Below are 16,812 nucleotides of genomic sequence, written 5' to 3' on the forward strand. Positions count from 1 at the left end.
CCCATGGAATATATGCAGAAATATATTGACCGATTTCAAATATGTGTAAAGCAAATCAGCAATGTTCCCGAGTCTTTCAGTTCAACTGTGTACAAATTAGTACTTAATGGAGGACAGACGATATATTTAAAAATTCCATTTTCCAGGGAGAAGCTTGAAAGAGAACTGGAAATGCTCCAATTATTAAGAGGACATGTCCCGGTGCCTGCTGTCCTTGATCATTGGGAAGGGGATGAAAAAATGGCAGGTGCACTGCTGCTTGAAGGAATCGAAGGCGAACCATGCACCCGGAGTATGGACGGGGATCTTGCCTTCAAGATTGGCAGGCACCATGCAATGCTGCATAATGCGCCGCTTCCTAAGGCATATTCCTGCTTTGATCCTAAGGCGTGGAGAGAAATGGTCAGAGAGACATTCGAACATTTCGGCCTGCATGCCTCCAAGGTGCTTCCTGATAGTCTGCTTGAAATGTCTCAGAAGCATTTTTATAAAAGTTTGCAGGAACTTCCCGCCCCTGATGGCCCTTGTATCATCCACATGGATTTCAGGCCGGGAAATATTCTGGAGAAAGACAATAATGTGGCAGGTATCATCGATTTTGAAAGTGCCCGTTCCGGATCTCCTGAAATGGACTTTTCTAAGATAAACCGGGATGTCTGGGAACGTCATGAAGGTTCCAGGGAGGCTTATACAGAAGGCTATGAAACCATAAGGCCCATGATTGATCTGGAAAGCATCCTTCCTTTTTATAAGTTCTTTGATGCATTTTGTTCTGTCGGCTGGGGGCAGAAGAGGGGGGCAGAGAAGCATAGGGAATTTATGAGAGAGAATGAGCTGCTGCTTGCGTCGATGTTTTGAAGGCTTACCTTTTCTTCACTTCATTGTATTTGAAAAAGCCAGATAGAAGGAGGTCTAGCGATGAATGCCAGTGGGCGTCCTTATCATTATATCCTCTCTTTTTTTTGTTTAACATTATTGGGAATTACGGGAATGTATCTCCTCATTAGACTGGCCATGATCATTCTGTCGGCGGCAGGCTTCGCTCTTATCGGACCAGAAGGGCAGGACCTGCAGATGGCAGCGTTGGTTCCCGACTTTCTGATGGTCTTTGTGTTCACACTGGTTGCGGGAATATACTTTAAAAACAAAAGCATACCTGGGATGGCAGCGGTGCTTCTGCTGCTTATCATTCTTGTATCCATCCTGCCAAGGCTCATGTTTGCAGAAAATTATACGATCATTGAAGGTACAGATTATGCCATCACCGGATTTAGCTATGAAATACCGCAAAAAGATTATGATGGTGTGGCCGTAAAGGTCTATAGCAGGGTTTTACCGTATGTTTATAAAGAGGGAAAAGAATTTAGAGACGATTCGAAACTCGCTGAAAAGAGCCAGAATAAACTAATTAAGATGTCATATGAAGTGGATGAGGATCATACACTGATAATTGGCAAGTTGAAAATCCCGCTGGAGTACTATGGAAAAGGAGGAGAATCATGATTTGGTTTCTGTTTATTTTCATATTCCTTGTCCTTGGATTTGCCTTTCTGATCGACTGGCGGCGAAAGAAAATAAATAATAACCCGCCCAATGTCACACATCCTCATGCCAAGCCTGGCGATGATTCCAATTATATGATGGGAGACAACAGGGATCATGGGGGCTCAAATTTTTAGGTGATTGTATTATAAAGAGTCTTCGTTTTTGATACTTGGAGAATACTTCAGAAGGGAAATAACCTCCCAAAAAATATAGAACCCAATCTCAGCATCATTTTGATGCTTTTTTTCATGCTTCTGTTTTGGCAAGTCAGCTCTTAGGCAGCAGGGGCATTTACCCAATTTTTATATAAAGACGCAACATGAGAAAGTTGTCCTATATCAAGTTTTTAAGAGAAACATATTCTAATACTAAGGATTCAGAAACCCTGATGACAATTTTGGACATGTATATTCAAAAGCTTATAGGTATTAAACAAGAAAGCTCCAAGGGAGGAAAGAGAAATGTCTAAAGAAGTTGTAAAGGCCAAAATCAAGATCGAGTTCACGGAGGGAATTGAACTGAATGAAAACTCAACCTATGAAGATGTGTTGAGCTTTCTGTCAGGTTCAATGAACAATGAAGCTGTCGGGGAAGTCACTTTAAAAGTTGAATTTGAAGATGGAACTGAGACAGAATTTGAAAGAGATGGTGAAGAAGGAGAAGACTTAGCAGAAGAAGATGAGGAAGAAGACGAAGAAGAAGAAGACGAAGATGAAGAAGAAGACGAAGATGAAGACGAAGATGAAGATGAAGATGATGAAGATGAAGATGATGAAGATGAAGACGAAGATGAAGATGATGATGATGACGATGACGATGAAGATGAAGATGATGACGATGAAGATGAAGATGAAGATGAAGATGATGAAGAAGACGACGAAGATGCTCAGCTTGTTGATACAGAAGCTGCCTCATCAGGAAATGATGCAGAGAACAAGCGAATCAGAAGACGTAAGCTCATTGAGACTTTCATACTTGACCGAATGGCACTATAATATTAGACATACAAAACTTGGCCTGACCCAGCTGCTTACTGCTGGGTGTCCGGTTTTTGTTACTATCCAAAAGAAGATTGAAGAATTGTAATGTAATTAAGATTGAAAGCAATCCTCCTTGGCAGCATTAATATTTTGCTAAGGAGGATTTTTCTATTTACATATATATGCAACCCAAATAGCCCGCCTTTTAAGTACGGCGGGCAATATAGTTATTCTTACTTTCGATTAGTACTTCTTTCTTTTTTTGTTTGTTCTTCCTTGAGACGGTCCAGGGTCGTTTTTGCGGATTCCCTGATCCATTCTCTGACAATACCCCTAAGCCTATCGTTTTTTGTTGTCTCTTTTGTATGTGGCTGTTCAGAATTTACTTTGCCTGCTTTTGAATTTACGGAGGAGACGGCATCATTGACTGTCTCTTTCATGTTCACCTCTGAAATATTGTCTTTTTTGTTCCTTATTAGTTTGTAAATTGAATCATGTTTTTCCTTTTTCATAGATTCATCCTGCAATAGCTTAAGCAGTTCTCTGCTGCTTCGCTTACTCTTGGCAGAATCCATACTTTCAGGGCTGGGTTTTTTCTGCTTCTGTTTTACCGGCATTTCTTTAAGAGGTTTTTTCCTTTCTTTTTTATCTTCAAAGGAAGTCTTCTCAGTCAGGGGTGCAGCTTCGTTACGATCTTGGGCAGAATTTGTGATTTCCCTGACTGAGGTATTGGATGGAGTTTCCTGAACCACCGGAATTGTCCCTGCTTCTGGTGCTGCACCATAAGTCGTAAATTTTGTTCTCTCCCAGATGCCAAGCAGCTCAGAGGCGACCCTCGGCCATTCATATTGAGATACTGCCAATTCTCTCCCTTTTTGCCCCATTTTCTTCATCAATGGTTTGCTGGAAAGAATATTAGAAATTTTTTCTGTAAAACAGTCAGGATCTTCAGGATTTTCAACAATCATGCCATTTTCACCTGGTAATATAACTTCCGGATTGCCTCCCCGTGCGGTAGTGACAATAGGAAGGCCAGCAGCCATCGCTTCATAATGAACCCGCGCAAGCGGCTCCTGCCATTGAGAAGTACAGACGAACATGTCTGCGGCTGCAAACCAATTATGAATTTCGCTCGGTGCGACAAAACCTGTTGTCACAACAGGTATCGGGAGTTTACTTGCCAATGCCCTAACATAGGCGACATAATCTGTGACATGGTTTTGGCTGAACCAATTGCTGCCGACAATAACTAAAGCCAGATCCTTAAATTTTTGTGAAAGTTGTGGCAGCGCCCTGACCAGCCTGTCAACACCTTTGTTGTTGCTGAGCCGCCCGGCAAATAAAAGAACGGTTTTGTTTTCAAGCCCATGAGCATTTCTGAGTTCGTTTCGGATTTTCTGCATTTTTGGATGATTTCCCGGCAGGAAGCGCTGGGTATCTACTCCTGAATAAATCGTTTGCAGCTTTGGCGCAGCCTGAGGATAAAGATCCTTAATCACATTTCCGATATAATTGCTGACCGTAACAATATTTGAAATCTCTTCTAGTGCTGCCGCAGCTTCTTCGGGGGCTATTTTATCAGGACCGAACATATCATTATGCATGCTCAAGGTAATTTTAGCCTGAGGGGCCGCTTTTCGAACGGGAAGGATCAGGCGGGGCCTGTTAAAGACGTGGATCAGGTCAAATTGATTTTTTTCTATATAGCCAACTACTCCGTCACGATAAAGGTCAAATAATTTGCCGGGAACCCGCACATAATCAATGCCGTCCAGTGTTTCCTGATCGGGAAGGGAAGGATCGCTGATTCCAAGGACAGTAATATCATGATGTTTTCCTATATGAGGAAGGACTCCGGAGATATAGGTTTGTATTGCCCCGCCCAGAACTGGAGGAACAGGAAGTTTCTCCGTACAGATCATTAATATTTTCATAGTTATTGGGCTCCCTTCCAGTCATTTTGAATTTCCTCCAGCACAGGCCATTTCGTCTGGTCTGTGTCCAGGATTGTCTGTATTAGCTGTGTTGTTTGTTCATTCAGGAATAATTCAGGTTCATATACTGCTTCCTTTAAATTCTTATAAAATTCATTAGGCATGGAAAGATCTATCAATAACAGGTCATATAGTTCAGGAGATATTGGGTATGCTTCGTGATAGGCTTTGATCATTTCCCTTACCCAAGTAATATCCCATCTGTACAAATCTGCCATTGAACCTGTTATTAGTTTTCTTAAATCGCGGATTGGCAAATCATACGCAACTCCGTCAAGATCAATAATCCACATCCCCCCAGAACCCATTTGGCCATTAGACCAGCCGTAGTCCTGATGCACGAGTCCCCAGAACTCATTCCCATGTGCTGCAAGATCGGCATAAGCTGAAGATTTTAGTTTTTCTATTCCCTGCTTAGCCTGTTCTTCAAAATGGCCGACTGCGTTTTTTAAACTTTCGCTTGCCGGCATTTCTTTATAAGCAGCAGCTATATTTCGGAGCCAGTCCATTTTGTTGAGGACTTTCTGGTAGCTTTTCGGCCATTTTAAAACTCTTGAAGCAATTTCAGCAGATGGAGGGGGTGTATATCCCTTACTTAAGCGATGGAACTCTCCAAGTGCATAGCAAAGCTGCCTCGCACCCTCCAAATCCTTGGTAACAGGCGCCAGGGGCTCTATCCACTCAGCTGCAAACCAGAGCTTTCCTCCTGCTTCAACATAGTTATGCCCTTCCTTTGTTTTATAGATGGGCGGGACCCTGGCATCCTGGACATCAACCAAGTACTCCTGGGCTCCGAGGCTGAAAAGGCTCCTTGTGGGTCTTCGGTGCAAAAGCTTTAAGCTTTTCGGGCCAGAGCCGGTTTCAAGCTTCCATATGGCTCCGCCTTTATCCGGCTTCGTTGTGACCACCGTAATGCTCTGAACGGAAAGGTCGTAGGATTTGAGAACTTCGGCAGCAAGCTCGTTAATATATTCTGGAACAAAAAATTCATGCATGGAATCAGTTACTTCCCATGGGACAATTTCTATCCTTTCCACGCTATCCCTCCTAAAATTAAAAAGCAGTTTCCCTCAAAATTAATAACGAAAGAGTTTCTGTAATAAGCTCCTGGCCGGAATTTTAGCTTTGTTGGATTAAAGCAGGGTCATTTGAAGGGAGAGTACTTTTTACTAAATTATGATTTTAAAAGACTTTTGTATAGGACAGCTCCCCCGTTTTTTTAGAATATTCACCAATATTTTGTACACCTGTGCTATCCCACATGCGCTTTAGTCTGTTTTGTCATAGAAATAGTTAACAAGTATGATGAGATTCTTAGGAAAGGAGAAGGACAGGTGAAAATTAGAAAAGCAATCATACCGGCTGCCGGACTTGGAACAAGATTCCTCCCTGCAACAAAAGCATTGCCAAAGGAAATGCTTCCGATCGTGGACAAACCGGCCATCCAATATATTGTCGAAGAAGCGGTGCTGTCAGGAATAGAGGATATTATTATCATCAGCGGACGGAGCAAGCGTTCAATTGAAGACCATTTTGATAAGTCCTATGAGCTTGAAGAAACCCTTTATAAAAAAAACAAGCAAAGCCTGTTAAAAGAGGTCCAAAAAATATCCCAGCTGGCCAATATTCATTATATCCGCCAAAAAGAACCGAAAGGACTCGGCGATGCTATCTACTGTGCAAGAAGTTTTGTTAACAACGAACCGTTTGCTGTCCTCCTCGGTGATGATATTGTCAAATCCAGGATACCCTGCCTGCGGCAGCTTATAGAAGTTTTTGACCTCCATCATTGTTCTGTTGCAGGAGTACAGCAGGTAGCTGAAGAGGATGTGTCAAAATATGGAATCATCAAACCGATAAACAGAAATTTAGAGCAAGATGTGTTCAATATAGAAGCATTGGTAGAAAAGCCAAAAAAGGAATTGGCTCCTTCCAGGCTGGCTATTATGGGCCGATATATTTTAACGCCAGGAATTTTCAGCATTCTTAAAGATTTACCGCCAGGCTCTGGCGGGGAAATTCAGCTGACAGATGCACTGAACATTTTAAATAAATCAGAAACAGTCCTAGCCTGCGGCTTCCAGGGGCAGCGATATGATATCGGAACAAAGGCAGGCTTTATCAGGGCAACGATCGATTTTGCGTTAGAGCGGGAAGATCTGAAAGCAGAGATTTCAAGCTATCTCAGAAAGCTTGCCCTCGAAGATCAATCACATTAGAGTTTGCATTCTGCTGGGTTTTTGACGGTTGCAAGTCTGTACCGGCTGCCATAGTTTATAGAAAATTACCTTTCTGGAATGCAATGACAGAAGTGGATTCGGGGTGAAAAGATGAATATAGGAGTAATTGGAGCCGGCTATGTCGGAATTACGACAAGTGTGGCATTTGCCAAATACGGCCACAAAGTGTTCGTAATGGATCAGGATCCCACAAAAATCAGCATGATGAAGCAGAATAGACTTCCCTTTTATGAAGATGGGTTAGAAAACGAGTTCCAGCAGCTTCAGCTAAATGGGAATCTACTATTTACAGGTGATTTAGAAGAATGTATAAGGAAAAGTGATTATATTTTTATTGCAGTCGGCACACCATCGTCGCCTCAAGGAGAAGCCGATTTATCCTATGTGGAGGCTGCTGCCAGGTCGATTGGGGGACTTCTGAACGATTATAAAATTATTGTCATTAAGAGTACCGTTCCTGTAGGCACCGGTGACCATATCAAAAAAATAATAGGGAGTGCGATTGCAGAAAAAGATAAAAAAATTCCTTTTGACCTTGTCTCAAATCCTGAGTTCCTGAGAGAGGGGAAGGCTTTAGAGGATGCCCTCCATCCTGAAAGAATAGTAATAGGATGCGAGCCGGGCCCATGCCAAAAAGCAATGGAAAGATTATATAAAGATGTTTCCTCAACTATTTTATTTACATCAGTAAGAGACGCGGAAATGATTAAATATGCTTCGAACGCGTTTTTAGCTGCAAAAATATCCTTTATCAATGAACTGGCACGGCTATGCGAAAAAACAGGGGCAAACATTAATGAGGTCGCAAAAGGAATGGGTCTTGACAGCCGGATTGGCCCGCAGTTTCTTAGAGCGGGGATAGGATACGGCGGTTCCTGCTTTCCAAAGGACTTAAAGGCTTTGCTTGCCATGGCCTCGGAAAAGAAAACCCCTATGGATATTCTTACGGCTGTTTCAAATGTTAACGATACCCAGGCTGAATGGTTCCTGGAAAAGGTTACAGATGCTCTTGGACCATTAGAAGGGAAACAAATCGCTCTGCTCGGCCTCACTTTTAAACCTCAAACTGATGACATCAGGGAAGCATCCTCGCTTAGAATAATAGATTTCCTCCTGCATAAGAAAGCTATCATAACAGCTTTTGATCCAAAAGGAACAGAAAATATGAAAAAAATCTATCCTGATATTCTTTATGCCTCTTCGCCTTTAGCAGCAGTGAAAAACGCAGAAGCGATTCTGGTTGTTACCGAGTGGAACGAAATAGTAGAAATGGATTGGGAAAAGGCGAAAGTGCTTGCGTCAGGAAGCCATTTATTTGATGGACGCAATGCCCTGGACCCTTCAGCTATGAAAAGAGCGGGTTTTATTTATAAAGGGGTCGGCATAAGTTCATTTTAAAGCATGAAGGAAAGGAGTCTGAAGGGTGCATCAGAAGAAAAATCCTATTTTTATTACTGGCTGTGCAGGATTCATTGGCTTTCATTTATCAAAAAAGCTGCTCGAAAAAGGCCTCCCCGTACTTGGCCTGGACACTATAAATGACTATTATGATCAGGATCTGAAATATTCAAGACTCCAATTATTAAATAACTATTCTGGTTTTTATTTTACAAAAGGATCACTTGAAGACCAAAGGCTGCTTGAATCTCTTTTTACACAGCATGAGCCTCGAATCGTCGTTCACCTCGCAGCCCAGGCGGGCGTCCGCTACAGTCTGTTAAATCCACATGCCTATATCCAATCAAATGTGACTGGATTTATGAATATATTAGAATGCTGCCGTAAATATAAAATTGACCACCTGCTTTACGCTTCCTCCAGTTCAGTTTATGGAAATAACAAAACCATCCCCTTTTCAGTGGAGGATCGGACAGACGAGCCTGTAAGTTTATATGCAGCGACGAAGAAAGCCAATGAGCTAATGGCATACACATACAGCCATCTATATAAAGTTCCTGCAACCGGCCTCAGGTTTTTTACTGTTTATGGCCCTTGGGGAAGGCCGGATATGGCGTATTTCAGCTTTGCCGAGAAAATAGTCAAAAAAGAGCCGATCGAAGTGTACAATTATGGCAATATGAAGAGAGATTTCACCTATGTGGATGATGTAACAGAATCAATTTGGCGGCTGATGGAGAGAAGACCGGAGAAGTCTTTGCCGTTCAGTATTTATAATATTGGCAATAGCCAGCCTGTTGAGCTGAAAGAATTCATCAGGGTTCTTGAAGACAAATTGGGCATCCCGGCAATTAAGATCTTCAAGCCTATGCAGCCGGGGGACGTACAGGAGACGTATGCCAAAGTTGATGATCTGGAGAAACTGATTAACTACAAGCCTGTAACCACCATTGACGAGGGTCTCGAAAAGTTTGCCGATTGGTTTAAAGAATTTTATCATATAGTGCCTGATTCAAAGAACCCTAGATTATAGAATCCAGGGTTCATTTTAACGGCTGAATGCTGTTTGAAGGCAAGATTATTTTTCAGATTCACTCCAGCATCCCAAATTTTTTTAAAGCGTATCCGATGCCATCCTCACTGGATTTGCGGGTGACAAAATCAGAAATGGCTTTTAGCTCATCAGTTCCATTCCCCATTGCTATCCCGAGACCGGCCAGTTCAAGCATATCGATATCATTGTTTCCATCTCCGAAAGCAACCATCTCTGATGGCTCAATCTCAAAGAATTCAAGCACTTTCATGATGGCTAAAGACTTGGAAACTTCCTTCTGGAGCACATTTGCTATAAACGGATGCCATCTTTGAAAAGAAAGATCGGGGAAAGCGCGAATGTATTTTTCCATCATTTCTTCGTTTGCATACAGGCACATTAAATAGACTTCCTGTTCATGGATATTTTCATAGAAGGGAGGATAATCTGTGAAGGCCAGCGTCTCCTTCAGTGTCTTTAGAATTTCTTCGCTTTGTACGCCATTGGTGCTGAATTCTTCCGTAAAGTAGGATAAACCATGGTTTTCTGCTAGGGAAAAGGCAGCCACATCGCGGATGACCTGCGGATCAAGCGTTACCTTATGGATGACCTGATCACGGTGCTTAACATATCCGCCGTTTGCAGTCACAAATGTATCAATGCCAAGCTCCTCAATCTCCCTGCACAATGACAAGGGCCTGCCGGTCGCAGCAGCAACCTTGATCCCTTGCTCTTTCAGCTTAAATATCGTTTCCTTCATCTTATCTGAAATGCTTCCGTCTTCATGATGGGTGATTGTCCCATCCACATCGAAAAATATAATTTTATAGCTCATAAGGACCTCCGGCGACAGTTATTTTCATTTTATTAGTTTAATAGGCATGATTCGCGCTAAAATCGGAATTACTATTTTCAGATGTTTAGTGAGTATTATAACATTCGCTGAGAAATATGTTAATATTTGGATAGGTGTATAGAGACAATAACTGTAAGAAAAATGGGGGACCCTGGTGTTTATGGATGATTGTCTTGGATGCCGGCTGGCACACAAGAGTGAGCCGGTTTTTATAATATATGAAAACAACCTGATTTCCTGTATCTTGGATCATGATCCATTCGGGGAGGGGCATGTTCTGATTCTGCCCAAAAAGCATGCAGAAGAATTGACTGATCTGGATGAAGAATCAGCCGTGGCTGTTTTTCGAGCTGCCCAGCATTTGTCAACAGTGATAAAGCGGCTCTATAAACCTGACGGTATTACTCTTTGCCAAAACGGAGGAATCTTCAATGACCTGAACCATTTTCACATTCATGTGATTCCTAGAAGACAGCGGCAACCTTTCGCAGCTTTTTTTGCGGAAGATGCAGTATTGGGAAATGAAGAGACAAAAAGGAGATTACCATTGACACAGAGGGAACTTGCCTCAGCTCTAATGTTAATCCAAAAAGAAAGTTAATGATTTCGAATTTTCTATAAACTGAAACCGAATGGATGCCTGATTCGTATTATAACTAAGGAAAAGGGGGAAACAGCTTGAAATATTTATTGATAGGGATTTTCATATCCATCCTTGGTGTTATAGCTTCGTTATTATTAGAGATTTTGGAATATGCCCATTTGGTGACCGGAGCCCTTGGACTGCTCTTCCTGGGAATATCCATTCTTATTTCAGGCATCATTATGGGACCCCATAGGTACAAAGCTGATTTGCATGTGGAAGAACCTCCGGAGCAGAGAAAAAAGCGCAGAAGAACAGCGGCTGCCTCTATTTTAATAGGACTTCCGAATATTGCGGTTGCTTTGCTTCTTTATATGGCCAGATGAAAAGGACCTTTTGAGAAGGTCCTTTTCACTTTTTTTCTACGCAAATCTTCTTGTTAACTCTGCCCATTCTTTTCTACATAATCCAAAATCCGTTCAAGCTGGCCATCCCGTCCGGAGATGATATCTTTCCTTGTTTTTTCTATCAATATATCTGGTTCAATGTAAGGGATATGGCTTTTTTCAGGATTGGGCCTGAAATACTCCTTGTGGGAAACTCCCAGGTCAAATTTGCTGTATGGAAGGCTCAAGATAATATAATCGCCAAAGCCTTCCGGATTTCCGCCTGGAGGTTCACCGATGACTTCAGCCAGATTGTTGTCCTGAAGTATAACTGCAAATTGAGCAGCAGAGCTGAATGTGCCGCTATCTGAAGCAATATAAATCTTGCCAGTGAATATAGGAGGCTCCTGTAAATTTTCAACTTTGCTTGAGGGTATGTTCTGCATACCTTTAGTCCGTCTGTAGCTATATTTTTTTGCCGCTTCGCTAGAGTACTTCGTTATATATCCTATACTTTGAATATTCGCAGCAGGAAGATGCTTGAGAAAACTATTTGTCACGTCCGTATCTCCACCAGCATTACCCCTCAGGTCAATAACGATGTTATCAATACCTTTTTCAACTGTTTCCTGAAAAAAAGAGTCTACTGCAGACTGATAGCCTATTGTATCTAAGCATGTGTCCAGATTGAAATATGCTATATTCCGATCTTGCTGGATCTCCCAGTTGAACCATTCTTTTGATTGGCCAGTGGTGCTGTAATTGTTTTCTAATAATTTCACTTCAGCCTTAAGCTGTTTTCCATCTCGTTCAATCGTTGCTTTGACTGTATCGTCCTTTTCAGCGATTGATGCTTCTTTAAGAAAGATTTCGTAGTGCAGCAATGCTAAGCTGGTTTTTTTCTCCCAATATTCATTTTCTGCAGAAATCAGCTTGCTCAACTTTTCATTCAATTCCTCAGGAGAACGCCCGCCCATTTTTAGTATAAGATCTCCAGCCTTTAGGGAAGAGTCAAAACTTTTGGTGACAACCAGTCCTTCTTTTACCCATTCCAAAGCTGCCGGGAAGGTTTTTGATTTCCTCAGCATTTCAGGAGAAGGAAACACAGTAGTATGCGCGTCCTTCAGTTTGCTTGTAAACGCCATGAGTACCTGTGCAAATTCTCCGGCAGTTAATAGCCTTTCAAGCTTTTTCTCGGTATCCCTTACAGCTTTATCCCAATTATCGATATTCCTTTTAGGGTCGGGATGGATCTCAATGATTTTTGTTTTCATGAAATCAAAATCCTTTTTCATTACGTCAGGAGAAAGCAGGTCTTCTGGTTTCAGCATTTCTTTATTCATCATCTCATCTTCTGTTAATACCGCTTGAGGCTTCAATTGACATCCCGATAAAAATATTGAACAAATCAGAAGCATCATTATGTATTTTTTCATCGTACACCTGCCTGCCTATAAGTCTACACTATTATACTAACTGAAAAAGTAAGTATTTAACAATTGGGAAAATATCTGTAAAATAGAAAATGACTTTCCGAGGGGGAGAATAAATGTTTAAAGAACTCGAGACAGAGAGATTAAGGCTAAGGGAGATTGTGATGGAGGATGCGGCAAGCCTGTTTGAGTATTTTTCGAGAAGTGATGTTGTACGCCATTACGGACAGGATGCTTTCCAGCGGGTAGAACAGGCTGAAGAAATGATTCGTTCTTTTCAAAAAAACTTCAACGATAAAAGGGGAGTCCGCTGGGCTATTGAAATAAAAGGAACTGATAGGCTGATTGGCACCATCGGGTTTAACTCTTGGCTCCCCAAGCACCATCGCGCTGAAATAGGCTATGAGCTTCATCCTGGCTATTGGGGGAAAGGATATGCTTTAGAGGCTGCCGAAAAGGCAATTGCTTACGGTTTTGAAGAAATGGATCTGTCCAGGATCGGGGCGGTTGTGTTTCTTGAGAACCATGCATCTAATAAGCTCCTTTGCAAGCTGGGCTTTGAAAAGGAAGGTCTGCTGAGGGGGTATATGTATCAGGATGGAAAAGCAAATGATACATACCTTTATTCTCTTTTAAAAGAAAAGCGGTAATCCTATAAGAGAAATATAGGCGAAGATAGAAAATGCTGCTATTATAAGAATGCCAGTATATAACTGGACCAGTTTGTTAAAGGAGGCGTTCATTATGCCAAACAATTCAGTAAGAAAGCATAACAGCACAGAGGGGAATACGGCTTCTTAACAAAATAGTCGAGCGTTCCCCTTATGATGAAAGGGGAAAACAATGATTAGTTTACAAGAAATCAATGAAGAAAATTGGTATGAATGCTGCCAGCTGAAGGTAGCCAGTGACCAGGAGGCTTATATGGAGCCTAATGCAGTATCAATCCTGCAGTCTCATTATGAACAGACCTTAAGAGCTTTTGCCATTTTAAATAATGGAAAAATGGCAGGCTTATTGATGTATAATACTGTTCCAGAAGAATTGGATTCTATCTGGGTATACAGAATCATGATTGATTCCAGTATGCAAGGGCAGGGGATTGGAAAAGCAGCCGCGCTCCTGATGATTGAGCAAATGGCACAGCTGCCAGGTGCCAGGAGTATAGCGGTTGGCTATCATCCTGACAATCTGGCTGCACATCACTTATATGCAAGCCTTGGTTTTATTGATAAGGGAGATAGATTCGGCAGGGAGATGGCTGTCTTAAAAGAACTTTAAGAAAGGAGCCTTTCACGGCTTCCTTTTTTTATGGCTTTGGCTGGGCATTACCAAAGCTTCCCGCAGGCTGCAGGCAGGTGAGCATGAAACTTCATCTATGCTTATAAAATGTTCTTCATAAAGTTAGCTCACTGCTTATTTTCATAAAAGGGTGATGTCCTTTTAGCTTATCCAGAGAGAAGTCTAAGGGGTTTTTGAAAGTGAAGAAAAACATTCTAATACTGTTATTACTTATGCTGGCTGCTATTTTGGCTGGCTGTTCGGCTGAAGAAGTTTTGTCAGTCGGCAAACCTTTTCATGAGGCTGGAGTTGAAGGGGTCCGGTTTCATACTGAAGTGGATGATTCCGCTCAAATCCAGCAGCTCCGGTCTTTATTGGACGATTTGACAGTAAAAAATTCAATTGGGGAGCCCGGCAGAACAGCAGATACTGCTTTTGTTTTAAAACGGCCAAAACAAGGAGTTGCCGAGAAATTTGCTTATTTATGGTACACAGAGGACGGGACAGCGGTCCTTAAAGAAGGAGAACGATTTTATCTTGCCGATAAGGAGCAGGCAGGCAAACTGAAAAAACTGCTGGATCAACAATAAATTTTTTCTTTTATAAAGCCTTTGCCTCCGCAACAAAGGCTTTATATTTTTATTTAAATCAAAAGTACAAAGCTATGCAGATTAATGGGCAGCTTATTCCCTAATTAGCTGAAAAATGTTTAAATTCGTGAATCTTTTGGTGAAAAACTTTGTGTTTTTCATGATAAATTCAATAATGCCTGCTGGAATGTTATTAATGCCAATTAAATATCTTTCTTTTTTCAGCATAGAATCTTCTAGATAGTCCTTATAATATCTTCTTGTGATAGAATAGGCTTCCCTGTGGCAATAGTATAAAATACCGGGTGGGAATTCATTATATCTAGCTCATGAGGGATATTATCTTTGCTGCCGGGGAAGAATTTCATGTTGTTTGTCTCCTTCTTGCTTTGATTTGCTGGCAAGCTGTATCTTCAAGGGGGTCTTTGAACCGTTTGAACCTTGAATAAAGCGGCGCACTTCATTCTTTGATAATCCTAAGTGTCTGGCTTTTAGAATTAACAGTCTCCATTCAGGATCAATTTGCTGTTTTTCCTCCATAGGATAGCCCCCTGTTCATTTCCTTCTTATTGTTGATCAGTCCGTAGAGAAAGAGATCTACTATTTCCTCTGCCAATATATCGGGTGATTTCTTCCCCGTAAAAATCTCTGTGACTGCAAGCCTTTCAATAGCACCTGCAAGGCTCGCAGCAGCCAGTTCCATGTTAGCATTTTCCCGGAAGTAGCCTGCTCTTTGCTCGGAAAGAAGGTTGTGATGGATTTGGGCAGCCATTTGCGTTTTTATGCTTTCTGCATTGGGATTCACAAAAAAACCGATCTTAGCAAGCATTTGATTTTCATTGAAAAAATGGAAAATGCCATAAAGTCCAGATTTAATTCTTAGGGGAAGCTGAGACAACTCTACACCTGGCTCTATTCGGCTTGCTTCTGTTAAATTAGATAGCCTTTGCTGAAATTCCATGATCAGTTCGTGGAAAATTGCTTCCTTGCTTGGAAAATACAGATAAAAGGAGGGCTGGGTCAATCCTGCCTTTTTTACAATTGTGCTGATCTTGGCATCGTGAAATCCCTTCTCTGCAAATTCCTCTGCAGCAATTTTTAAAAGCAGATTTTTGCTGTTTTTCCCAATGGAGCCTTTCTTGCGTCCTCGATTAGCCATAAATTTATCTCCTGAAGATTATATTACTTATAAGTATTATTTATTATATACCATAAACAGTCAATATATTAAGAAAATTTAACCATTTTCATAAGAATAATATTATTTTGCAGTGCAATAATAAGCAAAAGGGGTGACGACTATGAAAACAAAGGACAATTTTCCTGAAGGGGCTAAAGTAACAAATGACGGCCAGACCTTTGGCTCGAATAATAGCAAAGGCTTTAAAGCAACAGGAGATTCACCGAATGATGATGTGAAGAAAAAGTAAACGAAAAAGCCGGGAACAAGAATCCTGGCTTTTTTACATTCAGGAATGAGGAAATGTGCCTTTTACGCAATATATTTGTCCAAGCCTTAATCCACTGCCTTTCATAGAATATAGGGAAATCTATGTAAAGGAGTGGATGACATGAACTACCCCTATGGCTCTGATGAATTTAATATTGACATTGACATTCGAAGACAATTTATCTTTTATGCTTCTGATAAAAAGCTGGCACTTGTATTGGAGAAATTAGCACATATGTCAGTAAATATCACAGGAATTCTGGTGGCAAAGGATAAAAGCCGGAAGAATTTTGTCAGGCTTGTGGCAGGAGCCCCTGAGGGCCAGACACAGGAATCTTTGCGTGCCGCCAGGAGGATTCTTCATAATTTAGGCATACGTTATAAGGAAATAGAAATAATCGTTGCCAATACAGAGACCCCGGCAGGTGTGCCAGGCTTCATCAATCAGATCTATGGACTTCTTTGGTGCAGGACCGAAGTGAAAGCGTTGTTCTTTGGTGAGGAAAATGCCATATTCATCACAGTTTCGGATGTAAGAAAAGCTATTGAAGCACTTACCCAGCATTGTGCGCGCCGCTGCAGCACAGACTCTTATTGTGATTAAGTGGGACTGTCTGCTGAAAATTCTTCACAGGATCATGTATAACTATTTTTAAAAAATACGGGCTGCTGGCAATATGACCAGCCGAAAAGTGATGCAAGCCTTCTTAAACAGCTTCCTAATTTAGACTGGTTTTTCGTAATCTGCCATGTGCAGAGAGGTTACCGAGCTTGTATTTCTCAGATTGGCAGCATTCCGCCTGATTATTATCATTCCCGCCCTCAAAAAGGCGGGTTTATTTGTGGAAGATTAGTAATTCTACATAAAATCAGCCTAATTCTATCTGAAAATTTATTAATTCTACTTAAAAATACTAGAATTCTACACAAAAAATGAATGGTTCTACATAAAATCCAACTAGTTACAAATTTCCGCTCTCAATCAAAATCCCCCTCTGCTAGTTTATCGCCACCATAAAAGGGAATGTTATTAGTACGAATAC

General features: G+C 41.4%; 20 protein-coding genes. 14 read left to right on the plus strand and 6 right to left on the minus strand.

All coding sequences use genetic code 11. The annotated features are described in order from the left end of the window. The first annotated feature begins 3 nt into the window (after positions 1-3). From ABU165_RS17730 to ABU165_RS17745, 4 genes are all read left to right on the plus strand, one after another. Complete coding sequence (locus ABU165_RS17730) at positions 4-858, plus strand: aminoglycoside 3'-phosphotransferase/choline kinase family protein (protein ID WP_318060277.1); 855 nt, start codon at positions 4-6, stop codon at positions 856-858. Between the two features lie 60 nt (positions 859-918). After that, entirely contained in the window at positions 919-1,503 is a 585-nt protein-coding gene (locus tag ABU165_RS17735; protein WP_022543935.1) for a hypothetical protein, read from the plus strand. Then, entirely contained in the window at positions 1,500-1,679 is a 180-nt protein-coding gene (locus ABU165_RS17740; RefSeq protein ID WP_009793511.1) for a hypothetical protein, read from the plus strand. Before ABU165_RS17735 ends, ABU165_RS17740 begins: the two co-directional genes overlap by 4 nt. Positions 1,680-2,006: 327 nt before the next feature. Continuing rightward, positions 2,007-2,540 carry a hypothetical protein gene (locus tag ABU165_RS17745; protein WP_318060276.1) on the plus strand — a complete coding sequence of 178 codons (534 nt, stop codon included), beginning with the start codon at positions 2,007-2,009 and terminating at the stop codon, positions 2,538-2,540. Positions 2,541-2,758: 218 nt separating this feature from the next. Here ABU165_RS17745 and ABU165_RS17750 read toward each other — a convergent pair whose 3' ends face one another. Together ABU165_RS17750 and ABU165_RS17755 are read right to left on the minus strand one after the other, a co-directional pair. Beyond that, the gene (locus ABU165_RS17750) at positions 2,759-4,459 is read right to left on the minus strand and encodes a glycosyltransferase family 4 protein (RefSeq protein ID WP_318060275.1); all 1,701 of its coding nucleotides are present in this window, start codon (positions 4,457-4,459) and stop codon (positions 2,759-2,761) included. A 2-nt stretch (positions 4,460-4,461) separates the two neighbouring features. Further along, positions 4,462-5,514 carry a CotS family spore coat protein gene (locus tag ABU165_RS17755; protein WP_396349979.1) on the minus strand — a complete coding sequence of 351 codons (1,053 nt, stop codon included), beginning with the start codon at positions 5,512-5,514 and terminating at the stop codon, positions 4,462-4,464. Positions 5,515-5,853: 339 nt separating this feature from the next. Here ABU165_RS17755 and galU point away from each other — a divergent pair, with 339 nt between their 5' ends. From galU to ABU165_RS17770, 3 genes are all read left to right on the plus strand, one after another. After that, on the plus strand, positions 5,854-6,738 hold the full coding sequence (gene galU, locus ABU165_RS17760) for a UTP--glucose-1-phosphate uridylyltransferase GalU (protein ID WP_094767585.1): 885 nt from the start codon (positions 5,854-5,856) through the stop codon (positions 6,736-6,738). Positions 6,739-6,849: 111 nt separating this feature from the next. Then, positions 6,850-8,157, plus strand: a complete 1,308-nt coding sequence (locus tag ABU165_RS17765) for a UDP-glucose dehydrogenase family protein (protein ID WP_009793518.1) — start codon at positions 6,850-6,852, stop codon at positions 8,155-8,157. Between the two features lie 25 nt (positions 8,158-8,182). Further along, on the plus strand, positions 8,183-9,190 hold the full coding sequence (locus ABU165_RS17770) for an NAD-dependent epimerase/dehydratase family protein (RefSeq protein WP_129612733.1): 1,008 nt from the start codon (positions 8,183-8,185) through the stop codon (positions 9,188-9,190). A gap of 58 nt (positions 9,191-9,248) precedes the next feature. Here ABU165_RS17770 and ABU165_RS17775 read toward each other — a convergent pair whose 3' ends face one another. Further along, positions 9,249-10,025, minus strand: coding sequence for a Cof-type HAD-IIB family hydrolase (locus ABU165_RS17775; protein WP_009793520.1), 777 nt, complete (start codon positions 10,023-10,025; stop codon positions 9,249-9,251). 181 nt (positions 10,026-10,206) lie between these two features. Here ABU165_RS17775 and ABU165_RS17780 point away from each other — a divergent pair, with 181 nt between their 5' ends. Both ABU165_RS17780 and ABU165_RS17785 read left to right on the plus strand, forming a co-directional pair. Beyond that, the gene (locus ABU165_RS17780; RefSeq protein ID WP_318060408.1) at positions 10,207-10,647 is read left to right on the plus strand and encodes an HIT family protein; all 441 of its coding nucleotides are present in this window, start codon (positions 10,207-10,209) and stop codon (positions 10,645-10,647) included. Between the two features lie 77 nt (positions 10,648-10,724). Next, the gene (locus ABU165_RS17785) at positions 10,725-11,015 is read left to right on the plus strand and encodes a DUF5316 family protein (protein ID WP_009793522.1); all 291 of its coding nucleotides are present in this window, start codon (positions 10,725-10,727) and stop codon (positions 11,013-11,015) included. A gap of 53 nt (positions 11,016-11,068) precedes the next feature. Here ABU165_RS17785 and ABU165_RS17790 read toward each other — a convergent pair whose 3' ends face one another. Then, on the minus strand, positions 11,069-12,451 hold the full coding sequence (locus ABU165_RS17790) for a S41 family peptidase (RefSeq protein WP_318060273.1): 1,383 nt from the start codon (positions 12,449-12,451) through the stop codon (positions 11,069-11,071). 113 nt (positions 12,452-12,564) lie between these two features. Between ABU165_RS17790 and ABU165_RS17795 the strand changes: the two genes are divergently transcribed. The 3 genes from ABU165_RS17795 to ABU165_RS17805 all read left to right on the plus strand — a co-directional run bounded on the left by ABU165_RS17795 (position 12,565) and on the right by ABU165_RS17805 (position 14,319). Next, entirely contained in the window at positions 12,565-13,098 is a 534-nt protein-coding gene (locus tag ABU165_RS17795; RefSeq protein WP_148949390.1) for a GNAT family N-acetyltransferase, read from the plus strand. Positions 13,099-13,291: 193 nt separating this feature from the next. Continuing rightward, the gene (locus ABU165_RS17800) at positions 13,292-13,729 is read left to right on the plus strand and encodes a GNAT family N-acetyltransferase (RefSeq protein WP_094767578.1); all 438 of its coding nucleotides are present in this window, start codon (positions 13,292-13,294) and stop codon (positions 13,727-13,729) included. Positions 13,730-13,929: 200 nt separating this feature from the next. Further along, positions 13,930-14,319: a hypothetical protein gene (locus tag ABU165_RS17805; RefSeq protein WP_148949391.1), complete on the plus strand. Its 390-nt coding sequence runs from the start codon at positions 13,930-13,932 to the stop codon at positions 14,317-14,319. 339 nt (positions 14,320-14,658) lie between these two features. On the opposite strand, the gene ABU165_RS17810 is transcribed toward ABU165_RS17805, so the two are convergent. Then, positions 14,659-14,859 carry an anti-repressor SinI family protein gene (locus tag ABU165_RS17810; protein WP_009793528.1) on the minus strand — a complete coding sequence of 67 codons (201 nt, stop codon included), beginning with the start codon at positions 14,857-14,859 and terminating at the stop codon, positions 14,659-14,661. Beyond that, positions 14,837-15,478, minus strand: coding sequence for a TetR/AcrR family transcriptional regulator (locus tag ABU165_RS17815; RefSeq protein WP_094767574.1), 642 nt, complete (start codon positions 15,476-15,478; stop codon positions 14,837-14,839). Before ABU165_RS17815 ends, ABU165_RS17810 begins: the two co-directional genes overlap by 23 nt. Positions 15,479-15,620: 142 nt before the next feature. Between ABU165_RS17815 and ABU165_RS17820 the strand changes: the two genes are divergently transcribed. Next, positions 15,621-15,749, plus strand: a complete 129-nt coding sequence (locus ABU165_RS17820; RefSeq protein WP_009793530.1) for a hypothetical protein — start codon at positions 15,621-15,623, stop codon at positions 15,747-15,749. Between the two features lie 141 nt (positions 15,750-15,890). Continuing rightward, positions 15,891-16,373 carry a hypothetical protein gene (locus tag ABU165_RS17825; RefSeq protein ID WP_009793531.1) on the plus strand — a complete coding sequence of 161 codons (483 nt, stop codon included), beginning with the start codon at positions 15,891-15,893 and terminating at the stop codon, positions 16,371-16,373. The last annotated feature ends 439 nt before the right edge of the window (positions 16,374-16,812 follow it).

This window comes from Cytobacillus sp. T106 (assembly GCF_040492155.1).
GTDB lineage: Bacteria > Bacillota > Bacilli > Bacillales > Cytobacillaceae > Bacillus_AB > Bacillus_AB infantis.

Excerpts from the sequence above, each read along its gene's own strand:
- ABU165_RS17730 (WP_318060277.1), top strand. The coding sequence starts at position 4 with ATGGAATATATGCAGAAATATATTGACCGATTTCAAATATGTGTAAAG.
- ABU165_RS17735 (WP_022543935.1), top strand. The coding sequence starts at position 919 with ATGAATGCCAGTGGGCGTCCTTATCATTATATCCTCTCTTTTTTTTGT.
- ABU165_RS17740 (WP_009793511.1), top strand. The coding sequence starts at position 1,500 with ATGATTTGGTTTCTGTTTATTTTCATATTCCTTGTCCTTGGATTTGCC.
- ABU165_RS17745 (WP_318060276.1), top strand. The coding sequence starts at position 2,007 with ATGTCTAAAGAAGTTGTAAAGGCCAAAATCAAGATCGAGTTCACGGAG.
- ABU165_RS17750 (WP_318060275.1), bottom strand. The coding sequence starts at position 4,459 with ATGAAAATATTAATGATCTGTACGGAGAAACTTCCTGTTCCTCCAGTT.
- ABU165_RS17755 (WP_396349979.1), bottom strand. The coding sequence starts at position 5,514 with ATGCATGAATTTTTTGTTCCAGAATATATTAACGAGCTTGCTGCCGAA.
- ABU165_RS17765 (WP_009793518.1), top strand. The coding sequence starts at position 6,850 with ATGAATATAGGAGTAATTGGAGCCGGCTATGTCGGAATTACGACAAGT.
- ABU165_RS17775 (WP_009793520.1), bottom strand. The coding sequence starts at position 10,025 with ATGAGCTATAAAATTATATTTTTCGATGTGGATGGGACAATCACCCAT.
- ABU165_RS17780 (WP_318060408.1), top strand. The coding sequence starts at position 10,207 with ATGGATGATTGTCTTGGATGCCGGCTGGCACACAAGAGTGAGCCGGTT.
- ABU165_RS17790 (WP_318060273.1), bottom strand. The coding sequence starts at position 12,451 with ATGAAAAAATACATAATGATGCTTCTGATTTGTTCAATATTTTTATCG.
- ABU165_RS17795 (WP_148949390.1), top strand. The coding sequence starts at position 12,565 with ATGTTTAAAGAACTCGAGACAGAGAGATTAAGGCTAAGGGAGATTGTG.
- ABU165_RS17800 (WP_094767578.1), top strand. The coding sequence starts at position 13,292 with ATGATTAGTTTACAAGAAATCAATGAAGAAAATTGGTATGAATGCTGC.
- ABU165_RS17810 (WP_009793528.1), bottom strand. The coding sequence starts at position 14,859 with ATGGAGGAAAAACAGCAAATTGATCCTGAATGGAGACTGTTAATTCTA.
- ABU165_RS17815 (WP_094767574.1), bottom strand. The coding sequence starts at position 15,478 with ATGGCTAATCGAGGACGCAAGAAAGGCTCCATTGGGAAAAACAGCAAA.
- ABU165_RS17820 (WP_009793530.1), top strand. The coding sequence starts at position 15,621 with ATGAAAACAAAGGACAATTTTCCTGAAGGGGCTAAAGTAACAAATGAC.
- ABU165_RS17825 (WP_009793531.1), top strand. The coding sequence starts at position 15,891 with ATGAACTACCCCTATGGCTCTGATGAATTTAATATTGACATTGACATT.